This window comes from Cellulosimicrobium funkei, assembly GCF_001019615.1.
Classification (GTDB): domain Bacteria; phylum Actinomycetota; class Actinomycetes; order Actinomycetales; family Cellulomonadaceae; genus Cellulosimicrobium; species Cellulosimicrobium cellulans_E.
Genome location: NZ_JNBQ01000013.1, coordinates 25,756 through 40,603, shown reverse-complemented (window position 1 = coordinate 40,603; position 14,848 = coordinate 25,756). Strand labels below are relative to the sequence as shown.

The 14,848-nt window shown below is 73.5% G+C and carries 9 protein-coding genes; 7 read left to right on the top strand and 2 right to left on the bottom strand.

Going from position 1 to position 14,848, the window contains the following annotated elements; genetic code table 11:
- The first annotated feature begins 112 nt into the window (after positions 1-112).
- Positions 113-1,909 (top strand): ABC transporter transmembrane domain-containing protein, encoded by a 1,797-nt coding sequence (locus FB00_RS11540; protein ID WP_047233065.1) that lies wholly within the window; start codon positions 113-115, stop codon positions 1,907-1,909.
- Positions 1,906-3,639 (top strand): ABC transporter ATP-binding protein, encoded by a 1,734-nt coding sequence (locus tag FB00_RS11535; RefSeq protein ID WP_047233064.1) that lies wholly within the window; start codon positions 1,906-1,908, stop codon positions 3,637-3,639. Before FB00_RS11540 ends, FB00_RS11535 begins: the two co-directional genes overlap by 4 nt.
- 88 nt (positions 3,640-3,727) lie before the next feature.
- Here the strand turns inward: FB00_RS11535 and FB00_RS11530 are convergent, their stop codons facing one another.
- Positions 3,728-4,021, bottom strand: a complete 294-nt coding sequence (locus FB00_RS11530) for a hypothetical protein (protein ID WP_047233063.1) — start codon at positions 4,019-4,021, stop codon at positions 3,728-3,730.
- A 484-nt stretch (positions 4,022-4,505) separates the two neighbouring features.
- On the opposite strand from FB00_RS11530, the gene FB00_RS11525 reads away from it, so the two are divergent.
- Positions 4,506-5,408: a hypothetical protein gene (locus FB00_RS11525; RefSeq protein ID WP_052877613.1), complete on the top strand. Its 903-nt coding sequence runs from the start codon at positions 4,506-4,508 to the stop codon at positions 5,406-5,408.
- A gap of 72 nt (positions 5,409-5,480) precedes the next feature.
- Here the strand turns inward: FB00_RS11525 and FB00_RS11520 are convergent, their stop codons facing one another.
- Positions 5,481-6,374, bottom strand: a complete 894-nt coding sequence (locus tag FB00_RS11520) for an SURF1 family protein (protein ID WP_047233062.1) — start codon at positions 6,372-6,374, stop codon at positions 5,481-5,483.
- A 150-nt stretch (positions 6,375-6,524) separates the two neighbouring features.
- Here FB00_RS11520 and FB00_RS11515 point away from each other — a divergent pair, with 150 nt between their 5' ends.
- From FB00_RS11515 to FB00_RS11500, 4 genes are all read left to right on the top strand, one after another.
- Entirely contained in the window at positions 6,525-8,729 is a 2,205-nt protein-coding gene (locus FB00_RS11515; RefSeq protein WP_052877612.1) for a DUF11 domain-containing protein, read from the top strand.
- A gap of 142 nt (positions 8,730-8,871) precedes the next feature.
- On the top strand, positions 8,872-11,373 hold the full coding sequence (locus FB00_RS11510) for a phosphoketolase (RefSeq protein ID WP_047233061.1): 2,502 nt from the start codon (positions 8,872-8,874) through the stop codon (positions 11,371-11,373).
- Positions 11,370-13,562 carry a phosphate acetyltransferase gene (gene pta / locus FB00_RS11505; RefSeq protein WP_047233060.1) on the top strand — a complete coding sequence of 731 codons (2,193 nt, stop codon included), beginning with the start codon at positions 11,370-11,372 and terminating at the stop codon, positions 13,560-13,562. The genes FB00_RS11510 and pta overlap by 4 nt, the downstream gene beginning before the upstream one ends.
- Positions 13,559-14,818, top strand: a complete 1,260-nt coding sequence (locus FB00_RS11500) for an acetate/propionate family kinase (RefSeq protein WP_043656335.1) — start codon at positions 13,559-13,561, stop codon at positions 14,816-14,818. Before pta ends, FB00_RS11500 begins: the two co-directional genes overlap by 4 nt.
- Positions 14,819-14,848 lie beyond the last annotated feature (30 nt).

Below are 14,848 nucleotides of genomic sequence, written 5' to 3'. Positions count from 1 at the left end.
CGTTCCGGGCGAGACGGCCGCGGCGGTCCCTGCCGCGCGCGGTGGCGTGTGACGCGGTCGCAGCGGTTAAAGCGTCGCCGCGTGTCGGACGCCGAACCTAGGGTAGAACACCGTGCGACCCCTCCCCCTCCCCGACCCGGGGACCCCCGACCTGCGCGGACCGACGCGCTACCTGCTGTGGCTGGCCAGGCGCCAGTGGACCGTGCTCACCGTCTCCGTGCTGCTGGGCCTCGCCAACTTCGCGTGCCAGGCGTTCCAGCCGTACATGCTCGGCCGCGCGCTCGACGAAGGGCTGGCCGAGGGGTTCGGGCCGGAGCTGTGGCGCTGGGCGGGCCTCCTGCTCGCGCTGGGCCTGGGGATCGTCGTCACGGGCGTGACGCAGCACCGGTTCGACATCGCGAACTGGCTGCGCTCCGCGCTCACGACGTCCCAGCTCGTGGGCGACGTCACCGCGCGCTCCGGCGACGCGATCACCGAGGAGCTGCCCACGGGCGAGGTCGTGTCGACGGTCGCGAGCGACGCCATGCGCGTCGGCCAGCTCTTCTCGATGATGGGCCAGTTCCTCGGCGCGCTCGGCGCATACGTCGTGGTGGCCGTCATCATGCTCACGACGTCGCTCCAGCTCGGGCTCGTCGTCGTGCTGGGCCTGCCCGTGGTCGCGGCCGTGCTGGCCCTGCTCGTCAAGCCGCTCCAGCAGCGGCAGGCCGCGCAGCGCGAGGCGCAGGGCCGCCTCACGACCCTGGGCGCCGACACCGTCTCCGGCCTGCGGATCCTGCGCGGCATCGGCGGCGAGGGCGTGTTCGTCGGCCGCTACGCGCGGCAGTCGCAGAAGGTCCGCGAGGCCGGCGTGAAGGTCGCGCACACGCAGGCCACGCTCGACGCGCTCCAGGTGCTCCTGCCGGGCCTCCTCGTCGTGCTCGTCGTCTACCTCGGCGCGACGGCGGCGCTGGCCGGCGACATCACGCCCGGGCAGCTCGTCGCGTTCTACGGGTACGCGGCCTTCCTCGGCTGGCCCCTCCAGGTCGCGACCCAGATGCTCAACATCGCCACGCGCGCCCACGTCGCGTCGCGCAAGATCGTGCGCGTCCTCGCGGTCGAGCCCGCCGCGGGCGCGACCCCGGCGACCGCGCCCATGCCGCCCGAGGGCAGCCACCTCGTCGACGAGACGAGCGGCCTCGTCCTCGAGCCGGGCCGCGTCGTCGCGCTCGTCTCGGCGGACCCCGACGCGTCGGCGGCCGTCGCGACCCGCCTGGGCCGGTTCGACGACGCCGCGGAGACCGCCACGCCCGTGCGGCTCGGCGGGACGCTCCTCGCCGACCTGGACAAGCACGCGCTCCGGCACCGGGTCGTGGTCGCCGAGGCGACGCCGCAGCTGTTCTCCGGCGCGCTGCGCGACGAGCTCGACCCGCGGGGTTCCGCCACGGAGGCCGACGTGCTCGCCGCCGTCACGGTCGCCGACGCCCACGACGTGCTCGACTCCGTCCCCGACGGCCTCGCGGGTGAGCTGCCCGAGAAGGGCCGGTCGCTCTCGGGCGGCCAGCGCCAGCGCGTCGCCCTGGCGCGCGCGCTGCTCACCGAGCCCGAGGTCCTCGTGCTCGTCGAGCCGACGAGCGCCGTCGACGCCCACACCGAGGCACGGATCGCCGCGAGCCTCGCGGACGCCCGGCGCGGGCGCACGACGCTCGTCGTCACCGCGTCGCCGCTCGTCCTCGAGCACGTCGACGAGGTCCTGCTCCTCGAGGGCGGTCGCGTCACCGCGCGCGGCACGCACCGCGACCTCGTGGACCGCGCCCACGCGCCCGGCGCCGCGCCGGACGACGACGCGGCCCGCTACCTGCGCGTCGTCGGGCGCTCGCTCGACGAGTCCACCGTCCTCGCTCGCACCGCACCCGAAGGAGGAGAGTCGTGAAGCTCCCCGTCGCCGACGGCCCCGCCGTCCGCGCCGCCGCCGGGCGGCTCTTCGCCCGCCACCGCGGCACGTTCGTCCTGATCGCCGTCCTCCATACGCTGGCCGCCGTCGCCGGGCTCGTCGGGCCGTGGCTGCTCGGCCGGCTCGTCGACGCGGTCACCGAGGGCACGACCTCGTCCTACGTGACGACCGTCGTCGCCGTCGGCGCGGGGGCCGTCGTCGCGCAGGCCGTGCTGCGCCGGTACGCGCAGCGCCTGTCCATGGTGTTCGGCGAGACGGTGTTCGCCGAGCTGCGCGAGGACCTCGTCGAGACGGTGACCTCGCTCCCGCTGTCGACCGTCGAGCGCGCGGGCACGGGCGACCTCGTCGCGCGCACGACCAACGACGTCGACCGGATCCAGCACGCGGTGCGGTTCGGCGTGCCGCAGCTCCTCGTGGCGGTGGTGACGCTCGTCCTCACGGTCGTGGCGTCGGTCGTCGTCGCGCCGCTGGTCGCGATCGCGCTGTTCGTCGGCGTCCCGCTGCTCGTCGTCGTCTCGCGCTGGTACCTCAAGCGCGCGTCGGCGGGCTACCAGCGCGAGGCCGCCGCGTACGCGACGCTCAACGGCACCATCACGGAGAACGTGGAGGGGGCACGCACGGTCGACGCGCTCTCGCTCACCGAGCGACGCAAGGCCCGCGTGCGGGCCGACCTCACCGAGGCGTACGAGTCCGAGCGGTACACGCTCGGGCTGCGCACCGTGCTCTTCCCGGGCATCGACCTCGCGATCGCGATCGCGCCCGTCGCGGCGCTCGTGTGGGGCGCGTGGCTGCTGTCGCAGGGCCAGACGACGCTCGGCGCCGTCGCCACGGTGACGACTTACGCGTTCCAGCTCGCCGGCCCGGTGTGGAACCTCATCTTCTGGCTCGACGAGATCCAGGTCGCCGCGGCGTCGTACGCCCGGATCGTCGGCGTCGCGCAGGTGCCGGGCGACCGCACCGCGACGGGCGACGTGCCCGACGGCGACCGGCTCGTCGCGCGCGACGTCGAGTACGCCTACCGCGAGGGTCACCCCGTGCTGCACGGCGTCTCGCTCGACCTCGAACCGGGCGAGCGGATCGCCGTCGTCGGCCCGTCCGGCGCGGGCAAGTCGACGCTCGGGCGCATGCTCGCCGGAATCCACCCGCCCACGGCCGGCTCGGTCCGCTCGGGCGGCGTACGGCTCGTGGACCTCCCGCTGGAGGACCTGCGGCGCGAGGTCGCGCTCGTCACGCAGGAGCACCACGTGTTCGTCGGCACGCTCGCGGACAACCTGCGGCTGGCCAAGGTCGACGCGAGCGACGCCGAGCTCCGCGACGCGCTCGACGCCGTGGACGCGCGCGGGTGGGCGGAGTCCCTGCCCGACGGCCTGGAGACGACCGTCGGGTCGGGCGGGCACGTGCTCACGCCCGCGCAGGCGCAGCAGGTCGCGCTCGCGCGGCTCGTGCTGCTCGACCCGCACACGCTCGTGCTCGACGAGGCGACGTCGCTCCTCGACCCGCGCGCGGCGCGGCACCTCGAGCGCTCGCTCGACGCCGTGCTCGCCGGCCGGACGGTGGTCGCGATCGCGCACCGCCTGCACACCGCGCACGACGCCGACCGCGTCGCCGTGGTCGACGGCGGCCGCATCAGCGAGATCGGCCCGCACGACGAGCTCGTCGCGGCGGGCGGCGACTACGCGCGCCTCTGGCACTCCTGGCAGCAGGAGTAGCCGGACACGCCGGTGCCCGGTCGTCGTCGCGACGACCGGGCACCGGCGCCCTGCGACGTTCAGACCATGACGCTCGACCGCGTCGGGGTCAGAAGCACGTGACGTTGATCGAGACCGAGGCGTTGCTCGACGACGCGTACGCGGTCCCCTGGCCGTCGTAGTCGTACAGGGTGACCGACGCGCCCGCGCTGTTGCTCGCGCTCCTCGTCGTCCCGTTGACGGTGAGCGTCACGTTCGTCGGCGCGCTCGCGGTGACCTTCGCGTCGCGGGTCCCGCAGTTGTACGGCGTGGACCGGCTGGCAGCGCTCGCGCTGGCCGCCGGGACCAGGACGAGGCCCAGCGTGACGGCTGCTGCCGCCAGAGGTGCAAGACGCTTCTTCATGGAGTACCCCCGTGTCTCTCGGACCGCCGGGCGACCTCGACCGGCGGACGATTCGGACGCACTGCCCGAATCGCGATAAGACTGCAGTCCGTACTTACGTCCGGCAACCCCTGTGTCAGGTGTTGAGACGGACGCGCTCCCTCCCGTCCGGAGGGCTCCCCGCACGACCACCGGCCCGCGAGATCGACCCCCAGGTCTCGAGATCGACCTCCTGAGGGCCGATCTCGGACGCTCGGGTCGATCTCGCGGGTTCACTTGTCCACAGACCACGGCATCGCGCCCCACGCCATGCCTGTATCGACGACGCTCGGCACCATGCCGAGCGACATCCCGCCGAGCGTCGCCCTGTCCCGTGACACGCGACTCCACGGCACCCCGCCCCGAGCGGACCTCGACCGAGACCTCGTGCCAGGCCGCACGTCGCCAGACGACCGTCCGGCTACCGCGTCGTCCGACGCTCCGACGCCCCGGTGACGACCGACGCATGGAGCGTCCCGCCCCACCGACGGCGACCCGCTTCTCCGAGGAGCGGCGCACGGAGCTCGCGCGCCGCACACGAGCCGGAACCCTCGACCGCGTCCGGCGCGGCGTCTACCTCCCGCCGGTCCCTGACGACCTGAGCCCCGCGCAGCTCCGTCGCGAGCTGGTGCTGCGTCGCGTCAGCGCCGTCGCCGAGCGGTTGTCGAACGCGTACTGGTTCAGCCACACGAGCGCCGCGCTGCTGCACGGGTGCTGGACCTGGCGCCTGGCAGACGTCGTCCACGTCACCCAGCTCCGCCCGCCCAAGGCGGCGCAGACGCGAGAGCCGACCTTGCGCCGGCACTGGACGGACCTCCCGGACCGCGACCGCGCCGTCGTCACCGGCCTCCCGGTCACGACGCTGGAACGGACGGTCGTGGACTGCGCCCGGTCCCTGCCGGGCGCGCAGGCACTGGTCGTCGCCGACTCGGCCCTGCGTGCCGGCGCCGATCCGGCGGTGCTCGCCGTCCTGCTGGCGGAGGCGGTGGGAGGGCGCGGTGTCCAGGGCGCGCGGGCCGTCGTCGGGCTCGCGGACGCCCGCGCGGAGTCTCCGGGCGAGTCGGTCGTGCGCTGGATCCTGCACGAGGCCGGGCTGGCCGCTCCCGTGCCCGGGCTCGAGGTCCCGACGTGGGGCGGGAGCCTGTGGGTGGACCTCGGGTGGCCGGAGCACCGGGTCGCGGTCGAGTTCGACGGTGCGGTCAAGTACTCCGGCGGCGGGTTCGGGGACGCACGGTCACGCCTGCAGCAGGAGAAGGTGCGGCACGACGCGCTCGTCGAGGCGGGATGGGTCGTGCTGCGCGTCGTCTGGGCCGACCTGGGCGACCCTGCGGCGATCGTGCGTCGCGTCGAGCGTGCTCTTCGTCGGTGACGGCTCCGCGGGGTGGGGCCCGCGCGTCGAGCCGCGGTCTGCGAGATCGACCCGTAGGTCCGAGATCGACCCTCAGGAGGTCGACGTCGAGCCGGGCGGGTCGATCTCGGTGGGGTCGGGCAGGCCGGCGATCCCGGTGCCGTCGCCGCGCGTGCGGCGCTTGCCACCCGCGGCCTCGTCGCGCACGAGGCGGACCCACAGCAGCACGGCGAATCCGCCGAACACCCACCACTGCAGCGCGTAGAAGAGGTTCTGGAGGTTGAGGCCGGTGCCGCCCTCGATCATCGGGCGCGGGAGCTGCGCCGGACCGCCCTCGGCCGCCGACGGCTGCGCCGGGTCGGACGACAGCAGCACGAGGTACCCCGAGTACATCGGTCCGCCCCACTCGTTGACGAGCGCCCCGGTCGAGATCGCGTCCGTGAGCCCCGGAGCAGAGCCGCCCTGGCCCGCGGCCTCCGAGGCCTGGAGGTAGCCGGTGAGCCGCACGACGCCGTCCGGCGGGTCGAGCGCGGCGCTCTCCTCGGGCGTCTCGACCCAGCCGCGGACCACGGGCAGCACGGGCGCGCCCGAGAGATCGGCCCACGACGCGCCCTGCGTCCCGTCGTCGGTCACGTGCAGCGGCGTGAGGACGAGGTAGCCCACCCTGCCGTCGAGCGCACGGTTCTCCACGAGGAGCTGACCCTCCGGGTCGTACTCCCCCTCGACCCAGGCTTGCCGGCCGACGAGCTCGCCCGGGAAGGAGGACTGCGGCGGGAGCAGCACCCCGACACCCTCGGGCCCGGCGGCCTCGAGCTCCGCGGCCTCCTGCTGCGCCGCGAGCTCGGCGCGCTGCTGCGCGCGGTCGAGCTGCCAGACGCCGAGCCGTGCGCACACGGCGGCGGCCAGGAGGAACAGCACGAGCAGACCGACCACGCGGGGCTGGCGGGCGACCGCCCAGAACGAACGCGGGGCGGTGGGCTCGGGCACGAGCCCACGGTAACCGGGCCTCGTGCGAGAACCCGCATCGCGGGCGTCGTACCGGGCGAACCTCACACCGGTGTGGTCCGATGGGGAAGCACGGGGGACGAGACGGGGACGACACGCCGGCGACGGGGCCGGTGCACGAGAGGAGCATCCGTGACGCACCGAGCCCGACGCCACCGCCTGCGGTTTGCCGCGACCGCCGCCCTCGTGCTCGCCGCGGGCGCCGTCGCTGTGCCCGCCACCGCGGCGGGCTTCCCGATCGAGGAGCCGTTCGGGAGCACGACGCCGAACGACCCTGCCTGGGTCCCGTTCGGGGAGGCCACGCTGACGGGTGAGGGCGACGGCTGGCTCCGGCTCACCGACGTCGACCAGACCAACGGGGGGTTCGGCGGCTACGTGCTCGACAGCCCGTTCCCGACGGACCTCGGCGTGGTGGTCGAGTTCGAGTACGCGACGTGGGGCGGTCAGGAGCTCGGCGGCAACCGCGGCGACGGCCTCTCGTTCTTCCTCCTGGACGGGTCGTTCCCCGCCGCGGTCGGCGGGGACGGCGGGTCGCTCGGGTACACGTTCCTCCAGGGCGGGTACGCGGGCGTCGGGTTCGACGAGTTCGGCAACTTCTCGGCCGGCGTCGGCGGCCCGGGACCGCAGCCGGGATTCGTCTCCGTGCGCGGCTCCTACGCCGCAGCCACCCCGTGGGGCTACCTCACGGGAGTGCCCGGTCCCGGGGATACCGTGGAGACTGTGCCCCCGGGCGGTGGTGACCCGAGCCGCGAGTTCGTCCGCACGGTCCGGGTCGTGGTCACGCCGGCCCCGAACACCGACCTCCTGTCCGTCTGGAGCGACACCGGGCCGGGCACCGCGCTCGAGCCGCTCATCAGCGAGTTCGACATCGGCGGCGCCGCCGGCCAACCGGCCCTGCCCGCGACGTTCAAGCTCGGCTTCGGGGCGTCCACCGGCGGCGCGACGAACTACCACGAGATCCGGAACCTGCGCGTCGTCGTCCCGACCGTCCTCACCGTCGAGAAGACGACGAGCACGCCGGTCGTCGAGTCCGGCGGCCAGGTGTCCTACCAGCTCGAGGTGACGAACGAGTACGTCAACGACGTCGTCGGCGCCCGCGTGGTCGACGCCGTCCCGGCCGGGCTCACCGACGTCACCTGGACCTGCGCCGCGACCGGCGGCGCGGCCTGCGGCACGGCCTCGGGGTCGGGCAACGCGATCGACACGACCGTCGACCTGCCCCGGCTCACCGGTTCCACGCCCACCGCGTCGGCAGTCCTCACCGTGACCGGGACCGCGCCGTTCGTCGACGACCAGACGGTCCTGACGAACACCGCCGAGGTCGTCGCGCCGCCCGACCGCGAGGACCTCACGGAGAACACCTCGAGCGTGGACGTGACGGTGCTGCCCGCCGCGGACCTCGCGGTCGCCAAGGAGCTGACCAGCCCGTCGCCGCTCGTGCTCGGCGACCTCGTCGAGTACGTCGTCGACGTGACGAACGAGGGACCCGGCGACGCCCGCGGCGTCGTGGTCGCCGACGCCCTGCCGGCGGCGATCGACCCGGCGAGCGTCGTCGCCGAGGGGTGCACCCTCGAGGGCACGACGCTCGTGTGCCCCGTCGGTCCCCTCGCCGCCGGCGCGGGGGCGTCGTTCACGATCACCGGCACCGTCGGGCCCGACCCCGCGGCCTGCTCGGCGGGCGACGTCGTGCAGCGCGCCCGCGTGACCTCGACGTCTGGCGACCCGGACCCGTCGAACGACGTCGCCGAGGTCACGGCGCCGTGCGTCGTCCCGGTCGCGCTCTCCGTCACGAAGACGGGCCCCGCGCAGGTGACCGGGGGCGCGGAGCTCCGGTGGGAGGTCGTCGTGACCAACGACGGCCCCGCGGCGGCACCCGGAACCGTCGTCCAGGACGCCGTGCCCGACGCCGTCACCGGCGTCTCGTGGACGTGCAGCGTCTCGGACGGGTCGGCGTGCGACGCGCCGTCGGGCACCGGGAACGACGTCTCGACGACGGCGACCGTCCCCGCGGGAGGGACGGCGACGGTCGTCGTGACGGGCACGGCGCCCCCGGAGGGGGGCACGGTGACGAACACCGCGACGGTCGAGCCGTGCGCGGCCTGCGTCGACGGTGGCGACGGTCCGCGCGAGGCGACGGCGACGACCACGGTCACCGCCGCCCCCGTCCCTGGCCCCGGCCCTGGCCCGGGCCCCGAACCGCAGCAGCCTGATACGTCCGGGCCCGGCCTCGCGACGACCGGCGTGGACGTCGTCGCCGCGAGCGCCGCGGCCCTGGTCGCCGTCGCGCTGGGCGCCGGGCTCGCGCTCCACGGCAGCCGGGCCCGCCGCCGGACCTGAGTCCCGGGACCTAGGACCTTTTCTGCGGTCCCGGGCGGACGTCACACCGCCCGGGGCCGTCACGAACCGTGCAGGGCCTCGGTCGATGCGGTTGTATGAAGCCGTAGTCGTTCGCGAACCCTTCCCCCTGCAGGAGCGTGAGATGAGCACGACCACCGCCACCGAGTCCACCGCCTGGCGACCCGCCGAGGTCGCCCCGCTCGACGACGACACCCTGCGTCGCGTCGACGCCTGGTGGCGCGCGGCGAACTACCTGTCCGTCGGGCAGATCTACCTGCTCGACAACCCGCTGCTGCGCACGCCGCTGGACCGCGACGACGTCAAACCGCGCCTGCTGGGCCACTGGGGCACGACGCCCGGCCTCAACTTCCTCTACGCGCACCTCAACCGCGCGATCGCGCAGCGCCGCCAGTCGACGATCTACGTCGCGGGCCCCGGTCACGGCGGTCCCGGCCTCGTCGCGAACGCGTACCTCGAGGGCACCTACTCCGAGACGTACACGGACATCACGCAGGACACCGAGGGCCTGCGCCGGCTCTTCCGCCAGTTCTCCTTCCCCGGCGGCATCCCGAGCCACGTCGCGCCCGAGACCCCCGGGTCGATCCACGAGGGCGGCGAGCTCGGCTACGCGCTCTCCCACGCCTACGGCGCCGCGTTCGACAACCCCGACCTGCTGGTCGCGGCGGTCGTCGGCGACGGCGAGGCGGAGACGGGCCCGCTCGCGACGAGCTGGCACTCCAACAAGTTCGTCAACGCGCGCAACGACGGCGTCGTGCTGCCGATCCTGCACCTCAACGGGTACAAGATCGCCAACCCCACGGTGCTCGCGCGCATCAGCGACGACGAGCTGCGCGACCTCATGATCGGCTACGGCCACACGCCCTACTTCTTCACGGGCGGGTTCGACGGCGAGGACCACTTCGAGGTGCACCAGCGCTTCGCGAAGCTCCTCGACGAGGTGCTCAACCACATCGCGCAGATCAAGGCCGACGCGGCGGCGGGGAGCGACGAGCGTCCCGCGTGGCCCATGATCGTCTTCCGCACGCCCAAGGGCTGGACGTGCCCGCCCGTCATCGACGGCAAGAAGACCGAGGACTCCTGGCGCGCGCACCAGGTGCCGCTCGCGAGCGCGCGGGACACCCCGGAGCACCTCGACGTGCTGCGCGGCTGGCTCGAGTCCTACCGGGCCGACGAGCTGTTCGACGAGGACGGCCGCCTGCGCGACGACATCGCCGCGCTCGCCCCCGAGGGCACGCTGCGCATGAGCGACAACCCGCACGCCAACGGCGGTCTGCTGCTCAAGGACCTGCGGCTCCCGGACTTCCGCGACTACGCCGTGGACGTCAAGGGGCCGGGCAGCGCGATCGCCGAGTCGACGCGCGTCCTCGGGCAGTGGCTGACCGACGTCGTGCGGCTGAACCCGGACAACTTCCGGATCTTCGGGCCGGACGAGACCGCGTCGAACCGGCTCCAGGCGGTCTACGAGGTCACGGACAAGCAGTGGAACGCCGACTTCTTCGGTCCCGACGTCGACGAGCACCTCGCGCGCGCGGGCCGGGTCATGGAGATGCTCTCGGAGCACCAGTGCCAGGGCTGGCTCGAGGGCTACCTGCTCACCGGGCGCCACGGCCTGTTCACGAGCTACGAGGCCTTCATCCACATCGTCGACTCGATGTTCAACCAGCACGCGAAGTGGCTCAAGGTCACCAACCACATCCCGTGGCGCCGGCCGGTCGCGAGCCTCAACTACCTGCTCTCGAGCCACGTGTGGCGCCAGGACCACAACGGCTTCAGCCACCAGGACCCGGGCTTCATCGACCACGTCGTGAACAAGAAGGCCGAGATCGTCCGCGTGTACCTGCCGCCGGACGCCAACACCCTCCTGTCCACCTACGACCACTGCCTGCGCTCTCGCCAGTACGTGAACGTCGTCGTGGCGGGCAAGCAGCCGGCGCCGCAGTTCCTGTCCATGGAGCAGGCGATCGCGCACTGCACGCGCGGGCTGGGCATCTGGGAGTGGGCCGGCACCGAGGTCGAGGGCGAGGACCCGGACGTGGTCCTGGGCTCCGCGGGTGACGTGCCGACGCTCGAGGTGCTCGCCGCGGCGGACATCCTGCGCCGCCGCATCCCCGACCTCAAGGTCCGGGTCGTCAACGTCGTGGACCTCATGCGGCTCCAGGACGAGAACGAGCACCCGCACGGCCTGTCGGACAAGGACTTCGACACGCTCTTCACGTCGGACAAGCCAGTCATCTTCAACTACCACGGCTACCCGTGGCTGATCCACCGCCTCACGTACCGCCGCACCAACCACGCGAACATCCACGTGCGCGGCTACAAGGAGGAAGGCACCACCACCACCCCGTTCGACATGGCCATGCTCAACGACATCGACCGCTATCACCTGGTGATCGACGTCATCGACCGTGTGCCGTCCCTGCGCTCGACCTACGCGGGTCTGCGTCAGGAGATGGTCGACGCGCGGCTGACGGCCCGGCAGTACACCCGCGAGCACGGGGAGGACATCCCCGAGGTGCGCGACTGGGTGTGGCCGGACGTCGGCGAGACGGCGACCGAGGAGGGTGGCCCGCAGTACAACGGCGCGAGCGCCGCCGTGCAGGACACCGGAGGAGACAACGAGTGAGCGACACCGCTCGCAGCATCTACATCACCTCGCCCGAGGGCGAGACGGGCAAGTCCACGATCGCGCTGGGGGTCCTCGACCTGCTGGTCCGCAAGGTCCAGCGGGTCGGGGTCTTCCGGCCGGTCACCCGGGCCGTCGGTCCGGACGTGCAGGACTACGTGCTCGAGCTCCTGCTCGCGCACGACGGCGTGGACGTCACCGCCGAGCAGGCGATCGGCGTCACGTACGAGGACGTCCACGCCGACCCCGAGGGCGCGCTGTCGCAGATCGTGGCGCGCTACCACGAGGTCGCGCGCCAGTGCGACTTCGTCGTGGTCGTCGGGACGGACTACACGGACGTCGCGGGGCCGACCGAGCTGTCGTTCAACGCACGCGTGGCGGCGAACCTCGGCGCGCCGGTCCTCCTCGTGGTCTCCGGCAAGGGCCGCACGCCCGACGCCGTGGGCAACCTCATCGAGGTGAGCGTCGCCGAGCTGCGCTCGCAGCACGCGCAGCCCATCGGCGTCGTCGCGAACCGCGTCCAGCCGGACGACCTCGACGCGGTGCGCGCGCTGCTCGGGTCGCTCGGCCCGGACGGCGAGCCGCTCACGGGGGCGGGGACGCCGTCGGGCCCGACGGCGGAGCCCGCCCCGGGCGCCCGGCTGCCCGGCTGGGCGGTGCCCGAGGACCCGTTCCTCGACGCCCCGACCGTGCGGATCCTCATGGAGGCCGTGGGTGGGACGCTCGCGTTCGGCGAGGAGGAGCTCCTCGCGCGCGAGGCGACCGACCTGCTCGTCGGCGCCATGTCGTTCGAGCACCTGCTCGACCGCCTGACCGACGGCGCCGTCGTCATCACGCCCGGCGACCGGGTGGACATCCTCATCGGGCTGCTCGCCGCCCACTCGGCGTCCGGTTTCCCGTCGCTCGCGGGCGTCATCCTCAACGGCGGGTTCTTCCCGCCCGAGTCGACCGCACGCCTCGTGGCCGACCTGGACCCGAGCCTGCCGATCATCCGCACCGACCTCGGGACGTTCCGCTCGGCGAGCGCCGCCGCGAGCGCCCGGGGCCGCGTGACCAAGGAGTCGCAGCGCAAGGTCGACACGGCGCTCGCGCTGTTCGAGCAGAGCGTCGACGGCGCGGCGCTCCTCGCGGGACTGGACGTGCCGCGGCCCGAGGTCGTCACGCCGCTGATGTTCGAGTACGAGCTGCTGTCCCGCGCCCGCGCGGACCGCAAGCACGTCGTGCTGCCCGAGGGCGACGACGACCGCATCCTGCGCGCCGCGTCCACGCTGCTCGGCCGCCAGGTCGCGGAGCTGACGATCCTCGGCGAGGAGCAGAAGGTCCGCGCCCGCGCGGCCGAGCTCGGCCTCGACATCGACGCCGCGCACGTGGTCAGCCCGCACGACCCGGAGCTCGTCGAGCGGTTCGCCGCGGAGTACCAGCGGCTGCGCGCGCACAAGGGCATGACGCTCGAGGAGGCGCGCGAGCGCGTCCAGGACGTGTCCTACTTCGGCACGATGATGGTCCACCTCGGGCTCGCGGACGGCATGGTGTCGGGCGCGAAGCACACGACGGCGCACACCATCAAGCCGTCGTTCGAGATCATCAAGACCCAGCCGGGCGTGTCCGTCGTCTCGTCGGTGTTCCTCATGTGCCTCCAGGACCGCGTGCTCGTCTACGGCGACTGCGCGGTCATCCCCGACCCGACGGCGGAGCAGCTCGCGGACATCGCGATCTCGTCCGCGGCGACGGCGCAGCAGTTCGGCGTCGACCAGCGGGTCGCGATGCTGTCGTACTCGACCGGCGAGTCCGGCTCGGGGGCCGACGTGGACAAGGTGCGCCGGGGCACCGCGCTGGTGCGCGAGCGGCGCCCCGACCTGTTCGTCGAGGGCCCGATCCAGTACGACGCGGCCGTCGACGCGTCCGTCGCGGCGTCGAAGATGCCGGGCTCGGACGTCGCGGGGCGCGCGACGGTGTTCATCTTCCCGGACCTCAACACGGGCAACAACACCTACAAGGCGGTGCAGCGCTCGGCGGGCGCCGTCGCGGTGGGCCCGGTCCTCCAGGGCCTCAACAAGCCGGTGAACGACCTGTCGCGCGGCGCGCTCGTGCAGGACATCGTCAACACCGTCGCGATCACCGCGATCCAGGCGCAGGCCCCGGCCGACGCCGCCGACCCCACCTCTGACTCCCAGGGAGCCACGTCATGACGATCCTGCCCGAGGGCGAGCGCCCCAACCCCTACAGCGCGTACGGCGCGCACGGGTCCGTGCTCGTCATGAACTCGGGGTCGTCCTCGCTCAAGTACCAGCTCGTCAACCCCGTCGGCGGCGAGGCGATCGCCGCGGGCACGATCGAGCGCATCGGCGAGGAGTCCGGGATCATCAAGCACCGGTTCGCCGGGAACACGACGACGCGCGAGGAGCCCGTCGCGGACCACGGGCACGCGCTGCGCATCGCGCTGAGCATGTTCGACGAGGTCGGCCCGACGCTCTCGGACGCCGACGTGTACGCGGTGGGGCACCGCGTCGTGCAGGGCGGCTCGCTGTTCGCCGACCCGGTCCTCGTCGACGACGGCGTGCTCGAGCGGATCCGCTCGCTGTCCCCGCTCGCGCCGCTGCACAACCCGGCGAACGTCAAGGGCATCGAGGTCGCGCGGTCGCTGCTCGGCGACGTGCCGCACGTCGCGGTGTTCGACACCGCGTTCTTCCAGCGGCTGCCGCAGCACGTCGCGACGTACGCCCTGGACGCCGAGGTCGCCGAGAAGTATGCGATCCGCCGCTACGGCGCCCACGGCACGAGCCACCAGTACGTGTCCGGGAAGGTCGCGCGCGTCCTCGGGCGCCGGATCGAGGGTCTCAACACGATCGTCCTGCACCTCGGCAACGGCGCCTCGGCGTCGGCCGTCAAGGGCGGTGTGCCGGTCGAGACGTCGATGGGCCTCACCCCGCTCGAGGGCCTCGTCATGGGCACGCGCACGGGCGACATCGACCCCGCGGTCGTGTTCCACCTCGCGCGCAACGCGGGCATGAGCATCGACGAGATCGACGACCTGTTCAACAAGCGCTCGGGCGTCAAGGGGCTGTCCGGCGTGAACGACTTCCGCGAGCTGCACCGGCTCATGGAGGCCGGCCACGAGGGTGCCCGCCTCGCGTTCGACGTGTACATCCACCGGCTGCGCAAGTACGTCGGCGCGTACGCCGCCGTGCTGGGCCGCGTGGACGTCGTCGCCTTCACCGCGGGCGTCGGCGAGCACGACGCCGAGGTGCGCGCCGCCGTCGTCGAGGGGCTCGAGCCGCTCGGCCTCGCCGTCGACCCGGACCGCAACGCCGTCGACTCCGGCGAGCCGCGCGTCATCTCGCCGGACTGGACGAGCACGCTCGTCATGGTGGTCCCGACGATGGAGGAGCTCGCCATCGCGCGCCAGTCGGTCGAGGTCGTCGAGGCGGCCTCGCGCGCCGGCTGATCCCCGCACGCCCGGGCTCCTCCGGGTGAC

Bases quoted from the DNA above. Each gene is read 5' to 3' on its own strand.
- FB00_RS11510 (WP_047233061.1), top strand. From the start codon at position 8,872: ATGAGCACGACCACCGCCACCGAGTCCACCGCCTGGCGACCCGCCGAG.
- FB00_RS11530 (WP_047233063.1), bottom strand. From the start codon at position 4,021: ATGAAGAAGCGTCTTGCACCTCTGGCGGCAGCAGCCGTCACGCTGGGC.
- FB00_RS11500 (WP_043656335.1), top strand. From the start codon at position 13,559: ATGACGATCCTGCCCGAGGGCGAGCGCCCCAACCCCTACAGCGCGTAC.
- FB00_RS11525 (WP_052877613.1), top strand. From the start codon at position 4,506: ATGGAGCGTCCCGCCCCACCGACGGCGACCCGCTTCTCCGAGGAGCGG.